At 67.2% G+C, this 21,648-nt stretch carries 40 protein-coding genes and 1 pseudogene; 39 read left to right on the forward strand and 2 right to left on the reverse strand.

Translation table 11 applies throughout. From position 1 onward, the window contains the following. Positions 1–505: 505 nt before the first annotated feature. Entirely contained in the window at positions 506–997 is a 492-nt protein-coding gene (locus AB0C30_RS58080; protein WP_357961772.1) for a hypothetical protein, read from the forward strand. Positions 998–1,032: 35 nt separating this feature from the next. Here the strand turns inward: AB0C30_RS58080 and AB0C30_RS58085 are convergent, their stop codons facing one another. Next, positions 1,033–1,629 (reverse strand): hypothetical protein, encoded by a 597-nt coding sequence (locus AB0C30_RS58085; RefSeq protein WP_357961775.1) that lies wholly within the window; start codon positions 1,627–1,629, stop codon positions 1,033–1,035. Positions 1,630–1,858: 229 nt separating this feature from the next. On the opposite strand from AB0C30_RS58085, the gene AB0C30_RS58090 reads away from it, so the two are divergent. From AB0C30_RS58090 to AB0C30_RS58230, 29 genes and pseudogenes are all read left to right on the forward strand, one after another. Then, positions 1,859–2,128: a helix-turn-helix transcriptional regulator gene (locus AB0C30_RS58090; RefSeq protein ID WP_357961777.1), complete on the forward strand. Its 270-nt coding sequence runs from the start codon at positions 1,859–1,861 to the stop codon at positions 2,126–2,128. Continuing rightward, positions 2,128–2,439 (forward strand): hypothetical protein, encoded by a 312-nt coding sequence (locus tag AB0C30_RS58095; protein WP_357961778.1) that lies wholly within the window; start codon positions 2,128–2,130, stop codon positions 2,437–2,439. Before AB0C30_RS58090 ends, AB0C30_RS58095 begins: the two co-directional genes overlap by 1 nt. Before the next feature lie 202 nt (positions 2,440–2,641). After that, on the forward strand, positions 2,642–3,136 hold the full coding sequence (locus AB0C30_RS58100) for a hypothetical protein (protein WP_357961784.1): 495 nt from the start codon (positions 2,642–2,644) through the stop codon (positions 3,134–3,136). Then, the gene (locus AB0C30_RS58105; protein ID WP_357961787.1) at positions 3,133–3,531 is read left to right on the forward strand and encodes a hypothetical protein; all 399 of its coding nucleotides are present in this window, start codon (positions 3,133–3,135) and stop codon (positions 3,529–3,531) included. The genes AB0C30_RS58100 and AB0C30_RS58105 overlap by 4 nt, the downstream gene beginning before the upstream one ends. Beyond that, entirely contained in the window at positions 3,531–4,436 is a 906-nt protein-coding gene (locus AB0C30_RS58110; protein ID WP_357961790.1) for a hypothetical protein, read from the forward strand. The genes AB0C30_RS58105 and AB0C30_RS58110 overlap by 1 nt, the downstream gene beginning before the upstream one ends. Next, a complete protein-coding gene (locus tag AB0C30_RS58115) occupies positions 4,433–4,738 on the forward strand; it encodes a hypothetical protein (RefSeq protein WP_357961793.1) in 306 nt (101 codons plus the stop codon). The genes AB0C30_RS58110 and AB0C30_RS58115 overlap by 4 nt, the downstream gene beginning before the upstream one ends. Beyond that, positions 4,735–5,040 (forward strand): hypothetical protein, encoded by a 306-nt coding sequence (locus AB0C30_RS58120; RefSeq protein ID WP_357961796.1) that lies wholly within the window; start codon positions 4,735–4,737, stop codon positions 5,038–5,040. The genes AB0C30_RS58115 and AB0C30_RS58120 overlap by 4 nt, the downstream gene beginning before the upstream one ends. Next, positions 5,037–6,059: a lambda-exonuclease family protein gene (locus AB0C30_RS58125; protein WP_357961799.1), complete on the forward strand. Its 1,023-nt coding sequence runs from the start codon at positions 5,037–5,039 to the stop codon at positions 6,057–6,059. The genes AB0C30_RS58120 and AB0C30_RS58125 overlap by 4 nt, the downstream gene beginning before the upstream one ends. Next, positions 6,059–6,982: a recombination protein RecT gene (gene recT, locus AB0C30_RS58130; RefSeq protein ID WP_357961802.1), complete on the forward strand. Its 924-nt coding sequence runs from the start codon at positions 6,059–6,061 to the stop codon at positions 6,980–6,982. Before AB0C30_RS58125 ends, recT begins: the two co-directional genes overlap by 1 nt. Further along, positions 6,979–7,413 (forward strand): hypothetical protein, encoded by a 435-nt coding sequence (locus AB0C30_RS58135; RefSeq protein ID WP_357961805.1) that lies wholly within the window; start codon positions 6,979–6,981, stop codon positions 7,411–7,413. The genes recT and AB0C30_RS58135 overlap by 4 nt, the downstream gene beginning before the upstream one ends. An 11-nt stretch (positions 7,414–7,424) precedes the next feature. Next, entirely contained in the window at positions 7,425–8,114 is a 690-nt protein-coding gene (locus tag AB0C30_RS58140; protein WP_357961808.1) for a hypothetical protein, read from the forward strand. Then, positions 8,111–8,752 (forward strand): hypothetical protein, encoded by a 642-nt coding sequence (locus tag AB0C30_RS58145; RefSeq protein ID WP_357961810.1) that lies wholly within the window; start codon positions 8,111–8,113, stop codon positions 8,750–8,752. The genes AB0C30_RS58140 and AB0C30_RS58145 overlap by 4 nt, the downstream gene beginning before the upstream one ends. Before the next feature lie 82 nt (positions 8,753–8,834). Then, positions 8,835–9,278 carry a hypothetical protein gene (locus AB0C30_RS58150; protein ID WP_357961812.1) on the forward strand — a complete coding sequence of 148 codons (444 nt, stop codon included), beginning with the start codon at positions 8,835–8,837 and terminating at the stop codon, positions 9,276–9,278. Next, positions 9,275–9,964 carry a BRO family protein gene (locus tag AB0C30_RS58155; RefSeq protein WP_357961815.1) on the forward strand — a complete coding sequence of 230 codons (690 nt, stop codon included), beginning with the start codon at positions 9,275–9,277 and terminating at the stop codon, positions 9,962–9,964. Before AB0C30_RS58150 ends, AB0C30_RS58155 begins: the two co-directional genes overlap by 4 nt. Continuing rightward, the gene (locus AB0C30_RS58160; protein WP_357961818.1) at positions 9,961–10,137 is read left to right on the forward strand and encodes a hypothetical protein; all 177 of its coding nucleotides are present in this window, start codon (positions 9,961–9,963) and stop codon (positions 10,135–10,137) included. Before AB0C30_RS58155 ends, AB0C30_RS58160 begins: the two co-directional genes overlap by 4 nt. 101 nt (positions 10,138–10,238) lie before the next feature. Beyond that, positions 10,239–10,712, forward strand: a complete 474-nt coding sequence (locus AB0C30_RS58165) for a hypothetical protein (protein ID WP_357961821.1) — start codon at positions 10,239–10,241, stop codon at positions 10,710–10,712. Beyond that, positions 10,709–10,840, forward strand: coding sequence for a hypothetical protein (locus tag AB0C30_RS58170; protein WP_357961823.1), 132 nt, complete (start codon positions 10,709–10,711; stop codon positions 10,838–10,840). Before AB0C30_RS58165 ends, AB0C30_RS58170 begins: the two co-directional genes overlap by 4 nt. Beyond that, positions 10,837–11,232 (forward strand): hypothetical protein, encoded by a 396-nt coding sequence (locus tag AB0C30_RS58175; protein WP_357961825.1) that lies wholly within the window; start codon positions 10,837–10,839, stop codon positions 11,230–11,232. The genes AB0C30_RS58170 and AB0C30_RS58175 overlap by 4 nt, the downstream gene beginning before the upstream one ends. Beyond that, positions 11,229–11,651 carry a hypothetical protein gene (locus tag AB0C30_RS58180; RefSeq protein ID WP_357961828.1) on the forward strand — a complete coding sequence of 141 codons (423 nt, stop codon included), beginning with the start codon at positions 11,229–11,231 and terminating at the stop codon, positions 11,649–11,651. Before AB0C30_RS58175 ends, AB0C30_RS58180 begins: the two co-directional genes overlap by 4 nt. Continuing rightward, positions 11,648–11,863, forward strand: a complete 216-nt coding sequence (locus tag AB0C30_RS58185) for a hypothetical protein (RefSeq protein WP_357961831.1) — start codon at positions 11,648–11,650, stop codon at positions 11,861–11,863. The genes AB0C30_RS58180 and AB0C30_RS58185 overlap by 4 nt, the downstream gene beginning before the upstream one ends. Then, entirely contained in the window at positions 11,863–12,276 is a 414-nt protein-coding gene (locus AB0C30_RS58190) for a hypothetical protein (RefSeq protein WP_357961835.1), read from the forward strand. Before AB0C30_RS58185 ends, AB0C30_RS58190 begins: the two co-directional genes overlap by 1 nt. After that, positions 12,269–12,484, forward strand: coding sequence for a hypothetical protein (locus AB0C30_RS58195; protein WP_357961838.1), 216 nt, complete (start codon positions 12,269–12,271; stop codon positions 12,482–12,484). Before AB0C30_RS58190 ends, AB0C30_RS58195 begins: the two co-directional genes overlap by 8 nt. Next, positions 12,481–12,615, forward strand: a complete 135-nt coding sequence (locus AB0C30_RS58200; protein WP_357961841.1) for a hypothetical protein — start codon at positions 12,481–12,483, stop codon at positions 12,613–12,615. The genes AB0C30_RS58195 and AB0C30_RS58200 overlap by 4 nt, the downstream gene beginning before the upstream one ends. Next, the gene (locus AB0C30_RS58205; protein WP_357961844.1) at positions 12,612–14,291 is read left to right on the forward strand and encodes a DNA cytosine methyltransferase; all 1,680 of its coding nucleotides are present in this window, start codon (positions 12,612–12,614) and stop codon (positions 14,289–14,291) included. Before AB0C30_RS58200 ends, AB0C30_RS58205 begins: the two co-directional genes overlap by 4 nt. A 183-nt stretch (positions 14,292–14,474) precedes the next feature. Continuing rightward, complete coding sequence (locus AB0C30_RS58210; protein WP_357961847.1) at positions 14,475–14,612, forward strand: hypothetical protein; 138 nt, start codon at positions 14,475–14,477, stop codon at positions 14,610–14,612. Then, positions 14,602–15,381: a hypothetical protein gene (locus AB0C30_RS58215; RefSeq protein ID WP_357961850.1), complete on the forward strand. Its 780-nt coding sequence runs from the start codon at positions 14,602–14,604 to the stop codon at positions 15,379–15,381. The genes AB0C30_RS58210 and AB0C30_RS58215 overlap by 11 nt, the downstream gene beginning before the upstream one ends. A gap of 195 nt (positions 15,382–15,576) precedes the next feature. Continuing rightward, positions 15,577–15,969 (forward strand): hypothetical protein, encoded by a 393-nt coding sequence (locus AB0C30_RS58220; RefSeq protein ID WP_357961853.1) that lies wholly within the window; start codon positions 15,577–15,579, stop codon positions 15,967–15,969. Continuing rightward, positions 15,962–16,198: pseudogene (locus AB0C30_RS58225) on the forward strand (WhiB family transcriptional regulator); the annotation flags it as partial. The gene AB0C30_RS58220 and the pseudogene AB0C30_RS58225, both read left to right, overlap by 8 nt. Positions 16,199–16,380: 182 nt before the next feature. Continuing rightward, positions 16,381–16,614, forward strand: a complete 234-nt coding sequence (locus AB0C30_RS58230; protein ID WP_357961856.1) for a hypothetical protein — start codon at positions 16,381–16,383, stop codon at positions 16,612–16,614. A gap of 23 nt (positions 16,615–16,637) precedes the next feature. Here AB0C30_RS58230 and AB0C30_RS58235 read toward each other — a convergent pair whose 3' ends face one another. Further along, complete coding sequence (locus tag AB0C30_RS58235; protein WP_357961859.1) at positions 16,638–16,841, reverse strand: hypothetical protein; 204 nt, start codon at positions 16,839–16,841, stop codon at positions 16,638–16,640. A 114-nt stretch (positions 16,842–16,955) separates the two neighbouring features. Between AB0C30_RS58235 and AB0C30_RS58240 the strand changes: the two genes are divergently transcribed. The 9 genes from AB0C30_RS58240 to AB0C30_RS58280 all read left to right on the forward strand — a co-directional run bounded on the left by AB0C30_RS58240 (position 16,956) and on the right by AB0C30_RS58280 (position 21,643). Then, on the forward strand, positions 16,956–18,317 hold the full coding sequence (locus tag AB0C30_RS58240) for an HNH endonuclease (protein ID WP_357961862.1): 1,362 nt from the start codon (positions 16,956–16,958) through the stop codon (positions 18,315–18,317). A 73-nt stretch (positions 18,318–18,390) separates the two neighbouring features. Further along, positions 18,391–19,434, forward strand: coding sequence for a hypothetical protein (locus AB0C30_RS58245; RefSeq protein WP_357961865.1), 1,044 nt, complete (start codon positions 18,391–18,393; stop codon positions 19,432–19,434). Further along, a complete protein-coding gene (locus tag AB0C30_RS58250; protein WP_357961868.1) occupies positions 19,431–20,009 on the forward strand; it encodes a hypothetical protein in 579 nt (192 codons plus the stop codon). Before AB0C30_RS58245 ends, AB0C30_RS58250 begins: the two co-directional genes overlap by 4 nt. After that, positions 20,006–20,308, forward strand: coding sequence for a hypothetical protein (locus tag AB0C30_RS58255; protein ID WP_357961871.1), 303 nt, complete (start codon positions 20,006–20,008; stop codon positions 20,306–20,308). The genes AB0C30_RS58250 and AB0C30_RS58255 overlap by 4 nt, the downstream gene beginning before the upstream one ends. Beyond that, the gene (locus tag AB0C30_RS58260; protein WP_357961874.1) at positions 20,305–20,586 is read left to right on the forward strand and encodes a hypothetical protein; all 282 of its coding nucleotides are present in this window, start codon (positions 20,305–20,307) and stop codon (positions 20,584–20,586) included. Before AB0C30_RS58255 ends, AB0C30_RS58260 begins: the two co-directional genes overlap by 4 nt. Further along, complete coding sequence (locus AB0C30_RS58265) at positions 20,583–20,837, forward strand: helix-turn-helix transcriptional regulator (RefSeq protein ID WP_357961877.1); 255 nt, start codon at positions 20,583–20,585, stop codon at positions 20,835–20,837. Before AB0C30_RS58260 ends, AB0C30_RS58265 begins: the two co-directional genes overlap by 4 nt. Further along, on the forward strand, positions 20,834–21,148 hold the full coding sequence (locus AB0C30_RS58270) for a helix-turn-helix domain-containing protein (protein WP_357961880.1): 315 nt from the start codon (positions 20,834–20,836) through the stop codon (positions 21,146–21,148). The genes AB0C30_RS58265 and AB0C30_RS58270 overlap by 4 nt, the downstream gene beginning before the upstream one ends. After that, entirely contained in the window at positions 21,145–21,477 is a 333-nt protein-coding gene (locus AB0C30_RS58275; RefSeq protein ID WP_357961883.1) for a hypothetical protein, read from the forward strand. The genes AB0C30_RS58270 and AB0C30_RS58275 overlap by 4 nt, the downstream gene beginning before the upstream one ends. After that, a complete protein-coding gene (locus AB0C30_RS58280; protein WP_357961886.1) occupies positions 21,455–21,643 on the forward strand; it encodes a hypothetical protein in 189 nt (62 codons plus the stop codon). The genes AB0C30_RS58275 and AB0C30_RS58280 overlap by 23 nt, the downstream gene beginning before the upstream one ends. Positions 21,644–21,648: the final 5 nt, after the last annotated feature.

Raw genomic sequence — 21,648 nt, forward strand, 5'->3', positions numbered from 1 at the left:
GCTGCCGTCAACCCTCTCATACAGTTCTGATCACCGGCTTAACCTGCACTTAGGGACCACCTACCTGTGTGGAAACCCCACTTTACGCAGGCGCGCTGTGATCTGTGTGCGCAACAATTAAGCTGCCTATCGGCGATCTTGGCCGTGGGGCGCGGTAACGTCTGGGCGCTTGATCGCCAGTAGAGGTCGCTTCGGCGCCGAGAGGTGCGGGCGAGGATATGCGGGGTGCTCTCGCGGAGGAGAAGGTCTAACGAGCGCGTTCCGCCAGGGACACTATCCATCCCGTGACACCGCTGTTACCTATGAATGCGGGCTTTTCGGTCATTCCGGTCAATAATGAGCATTGCTCATGGTAATTGTGACCGACTGTGAGCGCTTTCGTTCCACTCGGTAATTCGCGATGTTGTCGCACCAAAAAAGAGCTTCTGTCCTGTTCCGAATGGCCGAACAGTGAATTAGAGTTCATGGACTGCCGCGAGAGCCTCGGGAACAGGATTGCCGCAGTATGGCCGCCGCATCCTGCGACATCGGCCACGAAGGGGTGGACGTGAGGAAGAGTAGTACCCTCTGGATCATCAGCATGATGGCCACGGCGCTATGGGTTACCACCGCCCTCGCCGCGTCCGTGGAACTCACGATGCACTGGTATCTGGCGCTGATGCTGGCCACGGCCGTGGCCAGCATCGGGGCTCTGATCATCCTGAATGACAACATGACCAGAGCGCGGGATGCCCAAAAGTACGAGGCGGGGAGGGCCTCGTTCGACGAAACCGTCAGGGTTGTGTGCGCGGCGATCGGGGAGCACGCGACACGAATGGAGATCGCGACCAAGGGGCACGGGGACCGACTCCGCAGTGACGTATTGACAGCGGAGCGCCTGATAGCTAGCAAGTGGCGCGGCGAAACCATCGCCCAGTACGACGCCGCCATGGAGGCGGCTCGACGCCACGGGAGTGACACTGGGCCGCTGCCCATAATCTCCATCGGACCCAGCTGAACACGCGAAATAGCCGCGAGGTACATCCCTCGCGGCTATTTCTCGTCGGGATCCTCGATAAGGCCTTCCTTTCGGAAGTGGTGCCTGCGCCTTCCGACGTAGTCGACGAGGATTCGGTCCTTGGTCTCTTCTGGGAGATTGGACTGAAGGATGTCGTCGACGAGCCGGTCTCCGCGCTTCTCCTCGCTGAGGGTGAGTTCGTCACGTGTGGCCAGGCCGCGCTCGACGAGGATGTCTCCTATCGACTTGTCGCTCGCTTCCGCCTGAGCCCGCAAGACATCGAGGACTCGGCGCTCGGTCTCTGAAGCCGACGGTTCGAGCGCGAGCGCGCCGGCGCCTTGGGGCACCAAGGCTTCCCGTCTTCTGGGTTCGAGGACCTTGGTGCGCAGGGTGCGCGCGAGGGATCCTGCTTCGAGCTGGTAGGCCACCTCCATTGCTGCGAGGGTCTCGCGGCCGTAATTATCTCTGGCCCCGGTCTCGATGCTGGTGATCATCCGATACCAGCTATCGGAGCTGCCGCTGTGAGTGTCAGCGACGAACTTGCGGCGGTTCTTGTACTGAGGGTGGAGCTGGACGCGCCGGATGACGAGAAGGTCCCCCAAGGCCTTCCAGTCAGGGGCATCGGTGCTCACATGACGCTCCTGCGGAGTTGACGGGTCTGTGGGTGTGCGCTTCACAAGGATCCTGAAGGAAACAGTCGGAAACGTCAACCGATCACAGTGTCGAAGTGTGTTTGCTGGTCGAGGCGGCATGCGTGGCCGAAGTGGCGGTTGTGAGTGTCCGAAACGTGATGCCTATTGATTCCAATCGGGTGGTCTCAAGGGGTTGACGTGGATCCACTTGATTTCTACTGTTTCCAACATGCCACCCACTCCGACCGTCCGCCAGAACGGACACGCACTGCGGAGCTTCCGAGAGATTCGTGGGCTCAGCGTCGCTGACCTGGCCGAACGCGCCGACGTTTCTCCCTCCGCCCTGCGGAATTGGGAGCTTGAGAACAAGGCGCTGCCCACCGTCAAGGCCGAACGACTGTGCGTTGCCCTGTCTATCCGGATCGCCGCCATCGTTCGAGAGCCGCTCGCAACCGCTCAGCCTGATCAGGATGCCCTCCAAGAGCGGACGGCATCCTGATGGCCACCTCGGACAAAAGCCCAAGAGACCCGAAGAGCGCCTACATCTCCACGGTCCGCTCCATCGCTGCGGATAAGTCGTGGGCGCAAACCCCGAACCGGGCCGAGCGCACCGCAGCCGCACGCGCTGCGTCTCCCAACTCCCTCACCTACTGGATCGCCAAGGTCAGGGCCGACGGGGTCGTGCGTGAGCAGGACGTCCAGGCCGCCGGACAGAATGCCTACCGGGCCTACATGCGCGAGAAGTCGCTCAAGGCCGCCGCCGCACGCCGGGCCAAGTCCCGCAAGGCAGCGGGGGAGACGGCGGCATGACCGCCACCGAGCGCTACAACCGCCGCGTTGAGGCCCGCTTCCTCATCAACAGGATCCTGCGCGCCATCGATGACGCCCTGGAGTTCGCCGCCGAGATCGCGGCTCCCACGCCCTAAAAGGTGCGGGCCCGACAGCTTCTGACCCCTGCCGGACCCGCTGATCCCGCTCAAAGAGCACTGACATCGAAGAGAGCAGGACCTCAATGACTATCTCATCTCCTCCCAGTAACTTCCGCGTCGCCGTCCGCACCAAAGAGCGGGACGCGATCGGATACCTCGATGCGACCGGCGACCTCGACGAGGCCCGCATCCAGATCGTGCAGACGCGGATGGCGTTCCCCAACTCCACGCTGCAGGTGTTCCTCGATGACGACATGGGCACCTGGACGGACGTCACCGACGAGGACCTGCGTCGCATCGCCGACGTCAAGGCGGCGTTGGCGCTGGCGCACCTCCTCGACGAGGGGTTGCCCCGTATCGACTGGACGCTGTCCGACCTGTCGCGGGGCACGATCTCCGGCTACACGACCGACCGCGACGTCTTCGACAAGTACCTGCACCTGCTGAGTGTCGAGGCGTCGGTGATCGGCGGCGGCAAGGCGTACACCCGTTTGGGCGCGGACGGCGTCTATCGGGGCGTCCCCGTGAGGCTGTCGTGCCACGCCCGCGACGAGCAGCCCGCCGAGGTGTCCACGTGAACGCCGAGACGCTGCACATGGTTGAGGCATTCCCGTCCGCGTACGACGTCGCGGTCTTGAAGCTGCCGCCCGGCGTGACGGCCCGTGTGCATCACCCGGCCGGCGTACGGGAGTACGAGCCGCCGCTGCCCACTCGGTACTTCGCGGTCGTCCCCGGAGATCGGGAGACGATCGGCTGGGGCTGGGCCGTCGGCTGGTACGAGTCGCTCCAGGGAATCCGTAACGGCCACCACCGGCTGGACCGGGAAGCGTGGCACGCCGCCGCCCGCCTACTCGCTCGCGCGGACGTCGTGTACGTCCGCTACGAGGTGCGCGACTACTACGGCAAGCCTCGCTGGACCGCTGTGCGCGCCGAGGTTCGTGAGGTCACCCGCCCGGTTGAGGCGGTGCGCTGATGAGCCGCGAAGTGAAGCGCGTGCCTCTGACCTTCGACTGGCCGCTCAACAAGGTGTGGTCCGGCTTCCTGATGCCCGACCGCCTCGATGGGGACAAGTGCCCCGACTGTAAGAACGGCTACTCGCCTGAGGCGCAGCACCTGTTCGACCTCTGGTATGGCTACGTGCCGTTCGACCCCGCCGATAGCGGTTCGACGCCGCTCACCTCGGACACTCCGACGGTCCGCATGCGCGCCGAGCGCAATGTCACTCAGTCCCCGGACTACTACGGGACGGGCGAGTTCGCGATCTGGCGCGAAGGTGAACGTCTGATCCGGCTGTGGAACGGGATGTTGAGTCACCATCTCAACGACGACGACGTGGCGGCGCTGGTCGAGGCCGGGCGACTGGTGGACTTCACGCACTCGTGGACCAAGGGCGTCGGCTGGCAGCCCAACGAGCCCATGGTCGTCCCGTCCGCTGAGCAGGTCAACGACTGGTCGCTTCACGGGTTCGGCCACGACTCCATCAACGCGTCCGTGGTGATCCGAGCCCGATGCAAGCGGCTGGGCATCGCCGAAGTCTGCGCCACCTGCGACGGCCACGCCAGCGTCGAACGCTACCCGGGGCAGCGCGCAGAGGCCGACAAGTGGCAGCCGACCGACCCGCCGGCGGGCCCTGGCTGGCAGGTCTGGGAGACCGTCTCCGAGGGGTCGCCGGTAACGCCTGTGTTCTCTTCCGCCGACGGGTTGATCTCCCATCTGGTCGACCACGACGACTACCGGTTGTCGGCCGCTCAGCAGCTCGTGACTGACGGCAGCACCGTTGGCACCTTCCAGATGGTCGGCATGGAGGGCAAGTCGGTCGTGCTCGACTCCGCCCGCGACGCCGACATCCTGGACGCCCTCGGTGGTGAGGACCTATGACGGGCTCCTGGTTGACGCTGTCCGCCGCCGCCTCCCGCATCGCTGACGTGACCGGCAAGCCCGTGAGCGTGGACGACATCCACCGCCTCGCGGACGCCAACGAGTTGCAGGTGAGCTGGCTGCACGACCACTACGGCGTGCTCAAGTCCTCCCTCGCTGCCTACCTGTCCACGTTGCCTGCCTCGGAGCTGGACGCCTCAAGGGGCGCACTCCTGGCCGAGAGCAAGCCGACCGTACGAGGCGGCCCCGTGCTGCCGTTCGACATCGAGGACGAATTCCAGCGCCGCAAGGACGACGCATGAGCGCGCCGATGGAGCCGGAGTTTATGGACCCGCCCCCACCCGCCAGCACGCAGGACGAGGAGTGGGCGCACACCATCGCTGTCCTGATCGAGCACTCCGGGAAGTGGGCGCGGATCCTCATCGGCGGCTACAAGGACGTCGGCCGGCTCACCGGCCGGATCCGCAAGGGCCGCGGGGGTTGGGCCGGTCACGTGTGGGAGGTCACCACCCGAAGCAACGGCACCCCGTCCGCCATCCACGTGTACGCCCGGCACATCCACCCGCTGGACATCAAGAACCGCGAGGGAGACGACGAGCAGTGACGACGACTGCACCTGATCTGGTGACGCCCGAGGGCGTGCTGATCCTCGCTCCGGACGCCCCTCGCGAGGCGTGGCTGGAGGCTCGCAGGTTCGGCCTCGGCGGCTCGGACGCGCTGGCCACGTTGGGCCTGTCGCAGTACTCGTCGCGCTATTCGGTGTGGGCCGACAAGCGCGGCCTGCTGCCTGAGAGCGACGACAACGAGGCGATGAAGTGGGGCCGCCGCCTGGAGCCGATCGTGGCCGAGGCGTTCATGGAGGAGACCGGGATCGGCACGTCGGTGTGCGGGCTGATGCGGCACGTCAACCGGGACTGGCAACTCGCGTCGGTGGACCGGCTGACGGACGACGGCGCCGTTCTGGAGATCAAGACAACCTCCTCTTACCGGGCCGCGGACTGGGATGACGACCAGCTCGCCGACGCTGCCGAAGCGCAGCTTCAGCACTACCTCGCGGTGACCGGCCTGCAGCACGGCTACGCCGCGGCGCTGATCGGTGGGCAGCGCCTGGAGATCCGGCACGTCGAGCGCGACGAGCGGCTGATCAGCCTGCTGATCGAGGCAGAAGCCGAACTGTGGCACCTGGTCGAAGCCGGTACAGCTCCCGCGCTGGACGGATCGCAGGCGACCGTGGACGCACTCGCCCACCTTTACCCGTGGGCGCAGGAAGACCTTGAAGTCGAACTGTCCGACGAAGCCCTGACTGCACTCCGCAGGTACGTCGAGCTGGGCGGCCAGATCAAGGACCTGACCGACGAACGCAACACCGCCAAGAACGTCGTCAGCGCAGAACTCGGCGACGCCATCCTCGGCACCCACGACGGCCGGCCGGTCGTCACGTGGAAGAACGTCGGCCACCTCGACGAGGACCTACTGCGCGAAACCGCGCCCGACATCGTCGCCGAGTTCACCGAGCGCGTCACCGTCGAGCGGCTGGCCCGCAAGGCGCTCGCCGCAGCCCACTCGTCCCTGTACGCGGCGCACCGGGGCCGCCGCTTCAACCCGATCAGGAAGGCCCTCTAATGGGACGCGATCTAGCCCAGCGCGCCGAGCAGGCGCGCGGCCAGCAGGTGGCCAAGCCTGAGATGACGCTCGCCCAGCAGATCGAGCGCATGCAGGTCGAATACCAGCGGGCCATGCCCAAGGGCGTCGAAGCCGTGCAGCTGGTGCGCGATGCGCTGACGTGCCTGCGGACGATAAAGAAGCTCGACCAGTGCGAGGCCGCCTCCGTTCTCGGCGCGCTGATGACATGCGCCCAGCTTGGCTTGCGGCCGGGCGTGCTAGGCCAGGCGTGGCCTGTCCCGTTCTGGGACAGCAAGGCCGGCCCGGTCGACGAGCGCACGCGGAAGCCTCGCGGCGGCTACCGGGCGCAGCTCGTCATCGGCTACCAGGGCCTGGTCGAGCTCGCGCACCGCTCTGGCCGGGTGGCTTCGCTGATCGCCCGCACCGTCCACGCCAGCGACGTGTTCGAGGTCGACTACGGCCTGTCGGACAACCTGATCCACAAGCCGAACATGAACGGCAACCGCGGCGAGCCGATCGCCTACTACGCGATCGTCAAGTTCACCAACGGCGGCCACGCCTTCTATGTCATGTCCCACCCGGAGATGCTCGCCTACCGCGACCAGTACGCCTCGACCAAGACCAAAGAGGGCTACGTCTTCGGGGTCTGGAAGGACAACTTCGAGGCGATGGCGCACAAGACGTGCGTGCGCCAGCTCGCCAAGTGGATGCCGAAGTCCGCTGAACTCGCCTCCGCGATCGCGGCAGATGAGGGCGTCCGGGTCGATCTGAGCCCGGAGGCGGACCCGGAGTCGTCGACCGCCTACGTGTCGGGCGAGGTCATCGACGACCCGAACGACGAGGACCAGACGGGCACGGACGAGCAGGCCGACAACGGCGACTGGCCTGAGGTCACCAAGCCGGGCGAGGGCGGCCAGTCATGAGCGAGGTCTTTCAGTACACCGAGTCGGGCTACACATTCATCGACACGGCGACCGTGCTGACTCCAGACCAGACAGAGCTGTTCCTGAAGCTGCTGCACAACGAGCTCGGCAAAGCCCAGCTGGCCGTCAAGAAGACGCGTGACGCGGAGCTGGACGCCGAAGAGGCGTACCTGAAGGCGCGGCTTCCGCTGCTGGCCGAGGAGGACTGTCCGGACCGGGAGCGTAGGAGCGGCCGGGTCACACAGAAGCAGGTCGACGCGTGGTTCGCCGACCGGATCACAGCAGAGCATCAGGCTCTCCGCCGTGCCCAGGTGGACCGGAGGAACGCGGTCAGTTATGCGGGCGTGGTCAAGGACCAGGTCCAGGTGATGCGGTCACTGAACTCGCTGGCGAAGGTCTTCTACGAGGAGCACCGGGGCGGTCCGCGATGAAGAACTCGCCGATGCCTCGCCGCAAGAAGCGGCTGGAGAACAAGACACCGATCGCCCGTAAGACGCCGTTGAAGACGTGCAAGGCCATCCCTCCCGGCAAGGGCCTCAAGCGGACCGCGAACCCGCCCGAGCGGAAGGCGTCGCGCCCGAAGACCGCGTCGAAGGGGATCGTCGACCTGGTGAAGGCTCGCTCTGGCGGGCTGTGCGAGATCGGCATCGTCTGCCTGGGACAGGCGCCGGCGACCGAGCGGGCACACCGGCTGGGCAAGGGGATGGGCGGCCCAGGGTCGAAGGGCCGCAAGGCGTCCTCGATGCCGAGTGTCCTCCTGGACGCCTGCCGCCGGGACCACGACCTGATCGACCGGGCCGCAGTGGCGGAGTCGTACGTGCACGGCTACAAGGTGCGCCACGGTGCGGCCCGCCCGTCCGAGGTGCCTGTCCTTCACTTCCGGCTGGGCTGGGTGCTGCTCGGCGATGACGGCAGCCACCGACCCGCACCTGAGGCGGCATGCGTGCCGGGCGTTCTGCTGCCGGTCGTGGTGTGCGGGCCGTGGGATCTGCTCACGGGCGGCGGCGCGGTCGCTGAGGTGCTGGACCGGTTCGGCCACGCGGCCTGCCATGGCCTGGCTGGAGCCCGCGACGGGCTGCTGGCGTGCGGGTGCGGAGTGGTCGTGTGCGTTGTCGAGGAGATGGCGGCATGAAGGGCCTGAGTGTCCGTCAGCCGTGGGCGTACGCCATCGGCTTTCTCGGTAAGGACGTGGAGAACCGCTCCTGGTCTACCCACCACCGCGGCCTGCTGGCCATCCACGCCAGCGCCGGGTGGGACGGCGACGAAGCCCAGAGCGCGGTGGCGTTCACAGCCCGCTGCGGGTACAGCGCGGTCGAGCCCGCCAGACGGCAGAGGTCAGCCATCGTCGCCGTGGTCGACCTGGCCGACCTGTGCTGTCGGGGGTTGGACGGCCGCGGCTGCTCGTGCGGGTCGTGGGCCATCTCCGGCCAGTGCCACTGGCGGCTGGCTGACGTCCGCCCGTTGCCCACGCCGATCCCGTGCAAGGGCAGCCTCGGCCTGTGGGACCTGCCCGCCGAGGTTGAAACGGCGGTCCGCATGCAGATCGACCCTCCGGTGCAGGGCATGCGGGACTGCCGCTGGTGCAACGCGATGAAGCCTGTCGGGCACGACTGCCCCGCCTCTGCGGTCGGCTGCACTGCCGGCCGTGAGGACGGATCCACGTGCGGCGCTTGTACGGCGTGCACGACGGCACAGCGGCAGTGGCTCGCTACTCGCCAGGCCGACGCCGAGATGTACAGCTCTCCCTCCGACCTCGATAGCCCGTTCTGATCCACCCCCGCGCTGCCTCACTCATCGGGGGTGGGCAGCGCGGGGCTCTACCCCCAGACACGCGAGAGAGAGGAGGAGGCAGGTGAGCGAGATCGACGAGTCGGGTGTCCCGCTCGACGCCTGTGAGGGCGAGGGATGGTATCCGCAGTTCCGCCGCTCCCAGAAGTGGGCCCGCGCCGAATATCCGGACGGCTACAGCATCGAACTGCCCGGCCGCCACGCTTGGGATTCGCTGACCAGCAAGCAGCGCGAGGAAGCGCTCAGCTCGCTGTTCCACTCCTACGCATTGCTGATCCACGACGAGGACAACGAGCGCCGCCTCGACGCCAAGGCCAACGACGGCACCTCGTACCTCTCCCCGGGCGACGTCTCGACCTTGTGGGAGTACGTGGATGACAAGCCCAACAAGCACGGCGAGGTCCGCGCTGACCGGGCCGCGCTGATGAACGTGCTGTGTGAGATCGAACTTCTCCAGCACCGTCTGACCCGCTTCCAGAACCGAGACGACTCGGGGGAGTCCAAGTGAGCGAGATCCAGTTGTTCGAGAACGGCGAGTTCGAGCTACGCATTCACGAGGTGGACGACTCGTTCATCGTTGAAGCCCCTGGCTTCGCGCGGGCGCTCGGCATGCGCGACGCCTACCGACTGGTCGAGTCCCTACCCGACGAAGAGAAGGGAAAGGGGTACACGGCAGCGTGTACCCCTGACGACCAGGAAATCTGGCATGTGACCGAGCCCGGGTTCTACCGGGCGATCGGCCAGAGGCAGCCCGCCCGCATCAAGAACGAGGCCATCCGCGCCCAGGTGATCCGCTTCCAGAACTGGGTCTACCGCGAGGTGCTCCCGTCGCTGCGCCGCCACGGCACCTACTCGATCGCCTCGCACGCCCCCCGAGAGCTTGGCCGCAAGGCGACCTACCTGAACGCAGAGGTCATCACCTTCGACGAGGCGACCGCCATCTACTACCAGGAACGCGGCGAGAACTACGACGTCGGCTACTTCACCAACATCCTCCGCGCCGCCGGTTACTTGCGGCAGGGCGGCTGCGTCCCGCGCAAGAAGAAGCGCAAATTCTTCCACTTCAACAAGTCGTCGTGGGAGATCCGCACGTGGGCGCTGCCGCTGCTGTTCTTCGAGTTCGAGCAGACCATGCGCGAACTTACTCCCCGTCCGTGGAACCAGCAGAGCCTGTTCGGCGGTGACTCCCGATGACTTTCCGGACCTGCTCCTGCGATGAGTGCAGCGGCATCGCCGAACCCCCGACTGGCCCTCAGCCGTGCGGCTTCCCGAACGCGGGCCAGCCCAGCGAGTTCTGCGGCAAGTACGAGGACCACGACGGCAAGCACGGCAACTGGGCGCGCATCGTGAACCTCCCCGGCCTGTGACGGCCCCTGCCTTACTCCCCTCTTCGTCTTGCTCGACCGCTCGGGGGCCGAGCAAGGCGCCTCCCGCAAAAGATCCACCACAGCACCAGGAGAACTAGCACATGTCTCAGCCGTACGCCTCCCTCCTCGACATCACCGACCACAACCCGCTGCCGCTGACCAAGCGGTACGCCGAGTTCCTGCGCGAGCGTCTCGAACGTTACGACGAGGACATCGCCCAGTTCGACCACAACGAGACCGTCCTGATGGAAGAACTGGCGGCGTGTCGGGCACTGCGGGCGGCGCTGGTGGACACCCGGGACCGCTACCGCCTCGACCTGGGCAGCCAGCACCTCTCCCCGGCCGTCGAGCAGCCGGTGTGGCCGGTCCACCCGGAGGAGCGCGGCAACACGGCGCAGGGGTGCCCGAAGTGCGGCCAGCCGATGTACCTGACCGCCCGGTACGGGTTCGTCCACGAGATCGACGGCCCGGAAGGGCCGCTGTGGGTGGCCGGCGGCCAGTGGTGCGTCCAGTCGGTTCACGCGGTGGACGCCACGCACGTGATGTCCGCCATCGAGGGCGAGGCCACCTCGTGACCGAGGTCCTGCGCAAGGCCCGCCGCCTGCTCCGCCTCGCACCCGCCCGCACGTACACGCCGCGCCACGCCAAGCCGGAAGCGGCCTCCCCTGACTACGACACCAACCCCCTGGAGCGCTCCCAATGAGCACCGAAACCACCGAGACCCGGACAGTCCGACCTCACGCCGTGGACCCCCGCAAGTACGAACTGTGGGACGAGTCCCTCCCGATCGCCCGCCGAGCACTGGATGAGGCCGGTCTTGGGCTGACCTGGCAGCAGGTCGATGCCCTCGCCGAGACGCTGACGGACGCGCTGCTGGCCCACTTCGTCACCACGGCGGAGGCGGACAGCAGCGTCGTGTTCGGTATGGACGGCACCGGCCCGTGGTGCTCATGGTGCGGGCGCATCCCTGGCCCTCGCCTGCCGAAGGATCACGATCAGTACGGCGTGTTCTGCGACTGCCGACGCCAGACGGACAACGAAGACATTAACGCCGAGGTCGCAGGCACTTCGGCTGAGTCGGGTGGCGCGGCATGAGCATGGAGATCTTCACCGCTGAGGATGTCGTCTCGGACCTGTTCGCCGCCGAGGACACCCACTACGACGACAGCGGCAACGGCTGGCACCACGAGGTCACGGGCTGCGGCAACATGATCGCGATCGCGATCACACCCAGCGACGATGAGGGCTTCAAAACCGACGAGACGTTCCACTTCCGTGCGGTCGTCGTCGAGGGCGAGGAGGCGCCGATCGTCCTGGAGCGGCCCGAGGAGTTAGGCATCCAGTGGCACGAGGGCGGCGACCTGCTCGCGCTGACTCACGACGGCATCACCCTCTTTCCGCAGGGCGTCGATGAGTGGTCGATGGGCCCGGACAATGCGCGAGAACTGGCCGCTCACCTGGCCGCGATGGCTGACGCGTACGAGGCCGCTCAGAGCGGCGGTGTTGGCGAGTGAAGAGCTTGTTTGTCTTCTTGGTCGTGCTCGGCGTTGGCTGGGTGGCGGGGGCGTGGGTCCTGATGCTGCTGATCGGCTCCCTGCACCACGCCTGGTGGCCGCTGATCCCGACGATCAGCTTCGCGGGGGCGCTTCAGATCGAGCTGGTGCTGATGCTCGCCGTCGCTCTCGGCGGCGCGGTGAAGGCTCTGGCTGGGGCGGTGAGCGACTGATGGCCGCTCTCACCTTGGAGGCTGTCCGCCGCATCGCCAGGGACGTCACAGCTCGCGTCCAGCCGTACAGGCTGGTCGTCGCTGCTGCAGGGTCCAGCGTGCTCGGCGTCGCGGTCTTGGCCTACTTCGGGCTGGGAGCGTTCCTGCTCGGCGCGTCCTGCATGTTCGTCGGTGCGACGTTCGGCGGGCTGGCCGGCTTCGACCTCGCCCGCTCCCGGTACACGGCCGAACTGGCGCGGGCCGAGCATGAGGCCGCCCGGCTCGCCGCCGACCTGTACGTCCACGCGACAACGATCGAAGACCAGCGACGGGTGATCGCCAAGCGCGACAAGGCTCTCCGCCTGTCGGATGAGCGCGCCGCATCCCACCTGGACGCGCTGAACGAGCTGCGCCGGGAGGTGTCCGGTGGCTGACCTGATCCGCGACATCCTCACCGGCATTGGCGCCCTCGCCCTGCTCGCCACCGCTGCCGTCGTCGCGCTGGCATGGCGGGCATTCAGGCGCGACCAGCAGACCCTCAAGACCGCCCTGCCGCCGCGCGACCTTCCCGCTCTCTCGCCCGAGCAGCACCAGCGCCTCCGCGATGACCTGGAGGCGTTCGAGAAGGGGGAGCAGCCGTGACCGCCGCTGTGATCGCTTTCCGGGTGGCTGTCTACCTGACGGCCAGCGTGGCGTCCGCCGCCTTCCAATCCGTGATCCGGGCGCTCAGCGACCCCACGGCTCGCAACGTGACCTCTGAGGAGAACGAGTGACGCTCAAGCTACTGGACGAGTTCTCCGGCGTCGGCGGCAGCACGGAAGGCGCCACGAAGGTGAAGGGCGTCGAAGCGAAGTTCGCCGCGAACCACAACGTCCAAGCCGTGGAGTCGCACGCCGCGAACCACCCGACCGCCGACCACTACCTGGGCGACATCCAGGCCATCCAGGACGTCGGCGACTACTTCCCGCCGTGTGACCTGTTCTGGTCCTCGCCGGCGTGCCCGGCGTGGACGGACGCCCGAGGGGTGAAGCGGACCTTCGACAAGGTCAACCAGCTTGAACTGTGGGCCGAGCAGCCCACCGAGGACGAGCTGAAGGCGATGCGGTCGCGCGCCCTCATGGAGGAGGTCGTTCGCTACCTGCGGGCCATGCACGACAAGGGCAAGCCCGTCCTCGCCGGGGTCGTCGAGAACGTCATCCAGTGCCGCAAGTGGGCCGACTGGGACCGGTGGATCCGAGAGATCGAGGCCCTCGGCTACGAGGTGAAGGTCATCGCGTTCAACTCGATGCACGCCGCCCCTCGGTCGTCGCGGCGAGCGCCGCAGTCCCGCTGCCGCCTGTACGTCGGCTATTGGCGCAAGAGCTTGAAGCGGCGCCCCGATTGGGACAAGTGGCTGCGGCCGAAGGCGTACTGCCCGCGGCACGACGGGGTCGTGGACGCCGTCCAGGTGTTCAAGAACCCGAAGACGGACATGGGGCGTTACCGCAGCCAGTACGTGTACCAGTGCCCGCAGACCTCATGCCGCGGTCAGGTCGTGGAGCCCGGAGTGCTTCCGGCCGCCGCGGCGATCGACTGGTCCATCCCCGGCCAGCGGATCGGCGACCGGGACAAGCCGCTCGCGGACAAGACGATCGCCCGCATCCAGGCTGGCCTCGCCAAGTACGCCCGCCCGATCACGCTGGAGGCCGCGGGCAACACATTCGAGCGGCGCCCCGGAGTCCGCACATGGCCCGTCGACGCGCCGATCACGACCCAGACCACCACGGCGACTAAAGCGCTCGCCATACCGCCTCTCCTGGTCCCCGCCGGAGGAACGTGGCGGAACGAGGCAACCCCGGTCACCGACGTGATGGGCGCCCGGACCACCCGCGAGAACGACGCCCTGGTCATCCCGCCCCTGCTGGTCCCGGTCGAGGGCCGCGACGGTAAGGAGGCGAGCCCCGCCGACGCGCCGCTGCGCACGCAGACAACCCGCAACGAAACCGGTCTGGCGTGGCTGCCGTTCATCACCCCCATGCGAGGTGGCGGCGACGCCGAGAAGGCTCGTCCGGTCACGGATCCGCTGCATGCGGTCACCGCCGGCGGCAACCACCACGGCCTGGTCGCACCGCCTGCGGCCATCGACTGGGAGACGATCCTCGTCCCCTACTACGGCAATGGCAACGCCCGGCCCGTGAGTGAGCCGATCGGCACCCTGTCCACCCGTGACCGGTACGCCGTGGTCAACGGCATCGCTGACATCGACCTCGACGACGTCATGTTCCGGATGCTGGAGCCCGCCGAGATCCAGGCCGCGATGGCGTTTCCGTCCACCTATCTGGTCCTGCCGGAAGCCAAGCGGGACAAGGTGCGGCTCCTGGGCAACGCCGTGACGCCTCCCGTCGCCGAGATCATCATCTCCGCGCTGGTCGAGGCCATCACGGGCGAGGACCTGGAGCGTGCCGCGTGATGGCCCCCGATCTCCGCCCCTGCTGCCAGCAAGCCCTCCTGGACCACTACGCGCTGTGCGACGCCCGCCGCGAGGACCCCGAGACCGGCTCCCTCTCGCCGGCGCCAGCCGTACAGGACTCCACGCCCGAAGACGCTCACCACGTAGGCCGCGACGTAAGGCCTTCTCCTATGGAGGCGCCCCATGCCTGACCTGCTGAAGCTGGCGGTAGACGTCCGCTGCCTCGACTGCGGCGCTGAAGTGCTGCGTACCGAGAGCGATCCGGGCGACACCGTCCAGATGCCCGACCACGTCTGTCGGGAGACGCCCGATGGGGTTTGACCTGACCGCGGACCTCGAAGTCTGCCACGGCTACACGTTGCTCGATCTTGAGCAGATGACCCGTGCCGCGGTGATCGCTGACCGGTCGATGGCGTCCGACATTCAGGACCGCAAGGACACCGCATGGTCTGCGATAGCCGAGCACCTGTGCAGCAGCGAGGAGCCACCCGCACGCCAAGATCTGATTCGAATCGGATGGCAGGCGATCTACCGCGAGGCTCGCACGACCTTCCGCGAGCGCGGTAGACCAGATGAAGCATGGTCGGGCGGCGAGTACGGCAACAGGCCGCGGTTCACGCAGTACTGGCGTGACATGCAGGTCACGCCATCGCACGAAGGCCGGGTCGTCGAGGCCATCGCAGTCCGGCAGGTGATCGCCCCGCTGGCCGACACCTACCGCAGCGCCGTCGCCGCCCTGGCTGCCATAGAGGACTACGCCAAGGCCGCCGACATGCTCGGAATCAGCTACAAGGCGTTCGGCTTTCGCATTCAGAAGGCGCGGAAACAGGTGCTCAAGTTGTGGCACGAGGGCGAAACGCCCCACCTGTCCCCGCACCGCACCGACCGCCGCGTGGGCTCCTACGGCACCGAGCTGGCCACACACTGCAGCAACGGCCACGAGTGGACGCCAGAGAACACCTACGTCCGCAACCGCACCTTGCGCGGCAAGAGGCACACCAGCCGCGTGTGCAAGACGTGCGAGCACGACCGCAGCGTGCAGCGGGCCCAGGACAAGCGCGAGCGCGCGGAGGTGCCCGATGCCTCTTGACCTCGCCGCTGATCTTGAGCGGATAGCCCGCCACATCCCGCACCTCGAAGCGGCAGCCCGCGATGAGTCCGCCCCGCCTGCCGCCCGCGCTGTCGTGACGCTCGAACTCGCTGCTTGGCGGATGGCGCTGACCCTCACCGGACGGCATCGGACAGATCCGGATACGACCGGACAGCCTCGAACGGAGACTCCCTGATGGCCATGTCGAGAAGCGTCATCGACGCCAGCAACGCCACCCTGTACAAGCCTGTCGGCACCGCGGAGGACGTGGAACGGGCGAAGGCGGAGCGGACGCTCCTGCGGCTGGCTCTGGGCCGGCACGCCTGCCCGGCCCTGCCCGCCTGCCCCGAGCACGGGCGGCAGGTGTGCGACTGCAACCCGTGCCTGCACCCGAACCACGCCGCAGACAGGGCAGGCGCGGACGACATGCGGAAGGCTGTCGGCCTCCTCGACTATCCCCGCGCCACCCACCGGACATGCGACGTCTGCGGCAAGACGAAAGCGCAGTCGCAGTTCGGCAGCACCCACCACGACACGTGCAAGGGCTGCCAGGTCGAGGCCAAGCACGCGGGGGCCGACCGTGCTTGACGAGAACTGGGCTCGGAACGCCGCGTGCCGGGATGCGGACCCTGTCCTGTTCTTCGGGCCCGGCAAGGAAAGCCCGTCACAGCGCGAGGCACGCGAGTGGAAGGCCAAGGCGATCTGTTCCGGATGCAGGGCCAGGCCGGAATGTCTCGACTACGCGCTGGCCACCCGCCAGGAGGACGGCGTGTGGGGCGGGCTCTCTGAGGAGGAGCGTCGCCGCCTGATGCGCCGCCAGGTCCCCGTTCCTGTTCCCGTTCCCGCCCCGCGTAAGCCGGTGACGGCGAAGGAGTGCCCGTCCTGCCGACAGGTCAAGCCGGCGGCAGCCTACGGCCGCGACCGGTCCCGCGCTGACGGCTTGCACTCGTCCTGCAAAGAGTGCACCAACCAGCGGCAGGCCCGCCGCCGGGTGGCGTCATGAACCGCCATCCGCTCGTGGCCGAGCTGGTGGCCCGCCGCCGAGAGGTCGGCCTGACACAGACCGAACTCGGCCGGCGCCTATGCCGGTCGACTAAGGCCATCAGCCACTTCGAGGCCGACCCGGGCGGCCGGAACCTGGCCGTCATCGACGAGGTGGCCCGGGAACTCGGCATGCGGCTGGCGCTGATCCCCATCGAGGACGACGCCGAGCAGCTTGAGGAGGCGTCGTGATCTTCGGGGGCGTTGAGGCGCGGTCAGGAGTCGGAAGGCTCCGGCGGCGCGATCCGCGAGATGTGCTCCTTGGTGTACAGGTGATCGGTCAACCGCGCGATCTCGGCGGGGCCGATCTTCTCACTCCTTGCACGGCGGAAGAGGCCGGCCAGTTTGAGGCGGCGTTCTTCCAGCTCGGCTTGGGCGCGGCGGTACGCCGCAGCTTCGGCGGTGATCTCAGCGCGCACGTCCATACCTCCATGGTCGCATGGTCGCATCATGATAACAGATCACTAACTGGCATCATGATGTGGCATCATGACTCGACATCATCATCATTCAGCGAATGTCGGGAGTCCCCCTTGGCCGTCAGCAAGCGCCTCCGCCACGAAATCTTCCGCCGGGACAACCACACCTGCCAGAGCTGCGGCGCGAAGGCGCCCGACGTGAAGCTCGAACCCGACCATGTCATTCCGACAGCGCTCGGAGGGTCGGACGAGCCCTCGAACCTGCGGACGCTCTGCGCGGACTGCAACTCAGGCAAGTCCGCCACCCCGCCCGACGCGGCCACGGTCGCCAAGGTGGCCGACGACGCCATGCGCTGGTCGCTGGCAATCCAGGCTGCGGCCGGCGACATGCTCGGCAAGCGCAAGGGGCGCGATGAGGCTCGCGCCGCATTCGACGCCAAGTGGAAGTCCTGGAGCGAAGGACGCCCAGCGTTGCCACGGCCGAGCGATTGGGAGACGTCAGTCGACAACTTCCTCAAGGCCGGGCTGCCTCTGCCTGTCCTGCTGGACTGCATTGGGATTGCCATGTCAGCGCGCCAGGTGAAAGCAGATGACGTCTTCAAGTACATGTGTGGAGCCGCATGGAAGGAGGTGGCGAAGCTCCAGAATGCTGCTCGAGCACATCTGCGGCCCGAGCCGTCCCCGCCGCCAGCCTCAGCCTCTCCGCGGCCTGAGCGCGCAGGGGAGGTGGTTGCCGCAGTAGTGGAGTTGTTCACCGATGAGGAATGCAAGACCTACGTGGTCGATCCCGTCGCCGCGTTGGATCTGGAGCTAGACGAAGAGGGCAGGTACCCCATCGTCGAGGCGGTGGAGAGCGTTCTGTGGGGGCTTCGCTCGGAAATCGACGCGCTGCAGGCACAGACGCAACGACTGCTTGAGGAACTTCCAGACGGCCTCGGTTGGCAGGCCATGAAGCTGGCTCGTTTCGAGCTCTACGACTATCCAGGTGCCGACTGGAGCAAGCACCTCTTCACTCAGTTCGCAGTCCATGCTGCCACCAGCTTGATCAAGGCGCGTAGGGCCCTCGAATACCTGAAGGACATGCCGCTCGACGAACTGCACGAGTGGGAGGAACTGGCAAAGAACCTCGACCTCGCCACATCAGACCCGAGATGGAGTTCCCTCCAGCTTGATCGGACCGTGCGACTGTTCAAGGTCGCCTCGATGGTGAAGGAAGTGCGAGAGCACCGGAGGTACTGGCCGCCCATGTGCTCGGCGGCCGGCAGGCTCATTCCTCTTTGTGCGGAGATCGCGACTCACGTGGGCGTTCTCGGCCACATGGACTGCTGTGTGGGGCAGAACGCCGCAGACCACGGGCACCCGTTGTGCGAGCGGCATGTCACCCAGTTGGTGGATGGCGAGTACGTCAACCGTCAGGGAGTCCTTGTCTCCCTCCTTGACTACCGGGAGATCGACACCTCGACGGAGTCCACGTGAGAGCCCGAAAACCGGCCCTGCTCCCGTAGGCCCATGTTCATGCACCACTAGCACAAAGGGAGACCTCGCAGAGGTGAACGATCAAGACGCCCTCAACGGCCTGAGCGATGGCACATTTCGCGCGTTCTGGCTCCGTGAGGTCCTCCGTACGGCGCAGATCACGGAGTCGGTGAAGATCCTCCTGATTTCGATGGGGCTGGAGGAGATGGATCCCTCCGGCCGCGTCTCTGTGCCTCGCGTGGACCTTGCGGGTCGCATCGGGCGGGCGCCAGCGCGTGTGTCGGAACGGATCACGGAAGCGGTCGAGATGGGCTTTCTGATCCGGCTGTCGGCAGGCAAGAAGAGGCACACGGCGGTGTACGCCGCCGCCGTAAAAGGGTCCGCATGTTCGGACCTTATTGAGGGGTCTCCTGAGGCTGGGAAGGGTCCGGCTATGCGTACCGAAAGTGAACACTTTGGGTCCGATCTGCAGGACGCTATAGCCGAACCAAAGGGTCCGCCTAGCCGTACCGAAACAATGTTTGGGTCCGATCTGCAGGACGCTTTAGAGACCGATGAGGTCCGAACAGGCGGACCGAATGACAAAGAAAAGGGTCCGCATAAGCGGTACGCCAAGGTAGTAGGGGGTGTGGGGGAGGAAGTTCCCCCACGCCCCGACGGTGAAGATTTCTTGAAAGTCGATGAAGCCAGCGCCGAGGCGGCGCCCAAGCGCAAGCGCAAAGCCGCCAAGCCTAAGGACCCCAAACCGGCGGTCCCGAAGACCTCGCTTCCCGCGGACTTCACAGTCACCGACGAGATGAGGGCGTGGGCGCTCGAAGAGGTTCCGTTCGTTGACATCGATCTCGAAACCCAGCTGTTCATCATCCACTTTCTCGACAGGCCCGAGATCAAACGGCCTGGCTGGGAGCGGTCCTGGCATGCGTGGATGCTCCGCCAGAAGGGCTGGGCGCGCGACCGCCCGAGCAACGTTCGCCAGCTCCGGCCGCCGGGCTCCGTGACGGCACTGACCCGTTCGACCACCGATGAGCGGGTGGCTCAAGCCCAAGCTCTCAAGGCCAAATTCGCCTCCCAGCAGGCACAACATCCCCCGACGATCCAAGGAGAGATCACGAGATGACCCCCGAAGAGGTGATTGATCTACTCACCACCGCCGCCGCGTACGACCGGCGGAAGGTCGGCGAGGCCGACGTGGTCGCCTGGCATGCGGCCGTCAAGGACCTGGACATCCTCGATGCTCAGGACGCAGTGGTGGGGCACTACTGCGAGAGCACCGACTGGCTGATGCCCGCCCATGTCCGCAAGCGGGTGAAGGCGATCCGTGAAGCGCGGCTGGCGCGGGAGATCGTGCCGGCGCCCGACGCCGAGCTGGCCGACGAGCCGGGCCCGTACCTGGAGGCGATCCAGGACGCGGTGAAGAAGCTGGCCCGCGGCTTCTCGCTGCCGAAGCAGATCGCGGCGAAGGTCGAGCCGTCCGAGGAGTACATCGAGGAGCGCGGCGAGGATCACAGTCCGATCCGGATCGAGGCGTTCCGGGTGGCGTGTCCGTGGCCGCCGTGCCGTGCCCTGCCTGGCGCGGTGTGCGTGGACGCGGACGGGCGCCGGTTGTCGGTTCCGGCTCATGAGGCGCGTCTTCGGGCGGCTGGTCTGCTCGAAGGTGACGGGCAGCCCCGGGCGATCGGGGACGCGTCATGAGCGACTTGGACAAGGCCACGCGGGAGGCCGTTGCTGCTCTCGTCTACCGGCTCCGCCAGCGCGACGAGGCCAGCGGCGAGGACCGGCCCGACGTGGAGCCGTTCGCGCAGGAGTACATCCTGGCGCTGCGGTTGCGCGGTTGGCGTCCGACGCCGGCGCAGGCTCCGATCTCGTGGGGTCCGCCGGTTGGCCGCGGGGTCGATCCGGAGCGGCACGCCGACGAGCTGGAGGCGGCGCGGGAGGCGTGTGCTGCGGCTGCTTCCAGGCTGAAGGCCGACGAGAACGCGAGCACGCCGTGACCGCCACCACCTACCGCCAGGTGTGCGGCACGCATCTCGGGCTGATCGCGCACTCTGCGGCGGAGGAGCCGCTGTGCGGGGAGTGCGCTCACGCCGAGCTGGTGCGGCGGGTGAGCGTCGAGGCGTGGCCGGTAGGCGTACGGCATCCCGCTCGGCGGCCGATCTCGCGGCGTCAGGCGGAGGAGAACCTAGCCCAGCTCGTCGCCGAGATGGCCGACGGGTCCGCAGCCGAGCTGGTCAGCCCCGGATCGCCAGACCCGATCGAGGAGGCGCTGTGACACCTCGACCCTCCGCCCGCCCTGCCCCGTACGCCGCCGTGGCCGGCCTCCTGGTCGACCTCCCGACGCTGCTGCGGGAGGCGCGTGAGGACCGCGAGCTGAGCCTTCGGTCGGCGGCAGAGCAGATCGGCTACTCGCGGTCGACGCTGGGCCGTATCGAAGCCGGGGAGTGTTTCCGCGTGGACATTGCGGTCGCTGTCCTGCGGTGGCTCGGCACCCCTGGAGCGCAAGACCGGAAGGAGGGCTCGTGAACGATCAGCCCACCCCGTACCCGGAGCTCGCCGAGGTGCTGACCTCGTTGCCGATCCTGGTGCGCGAGATGCGGCGGGCACGCGGACTATCCCAGCGGGCCGCCGCCGAGCAGATCGGTGTCAGCTTCTCCACCGTCTCCCGATTGGAGAACGGCGAGGACCTGGTGATGTCCAACGCGTCACGGGTCCTGTGCTGGCTCGACTCCCGCTCTGGACTGCCGGACCGCCCAAACAGTCCACAACCTGTGCAAACGCCTGGGGATGGCGGCGCATCAGCCGTTAACCGGACAGACACGAAGGAGACCAGGTGACCGCGACCCGCGTCGAGATCTGGCACTGCGACGCAACCGCCTGCGCTGCCAGCGCGCCCGCAGGAACCGACGACTGGTTCAGTTCCCTGTACGTGGATGGTTGCCCCGTCCACGCCGAGATCGTGGCGGCGCACGAGTTCAACCTGACCTACGACACCCGGGGGCGTGGCTCGCGAGCGACGACCACCGTCTCCCTGACGTGCCGCTGCGGGTGGGTGCCTCCATCTCGCTGGACTCAGGGTTCCACCGAGCTCCTGATCAGCGAGCACCTCGCTCATGTCCGCGAGGTCACGACGGAGGCGAACCGTGCTCAAGATCAGCCTTCGTAGGCGGCAGGGCTGGGAACTGGCCAACACCGCCCGCCGCAATCAGAACCGCTCGCACTGGTACCGGCTGCTGGGGATGCGCCGATGGGCGCTGATCCTCATGGTCGCCGACGACACCTTCGTCAGCGAAGCCGATCCGAGCAACATCCCGCCAGAAACGATCCCCTAGGAGAG

This window comes from Nonomuraea sp. NPDC048901 (genome assembly GCF_040649695.1).
Lineage (GTDB): Bacteria > Actinomycetota > Actinomycetes > Streptosporangiales > Streptosporangiaceae > Nonomuraea.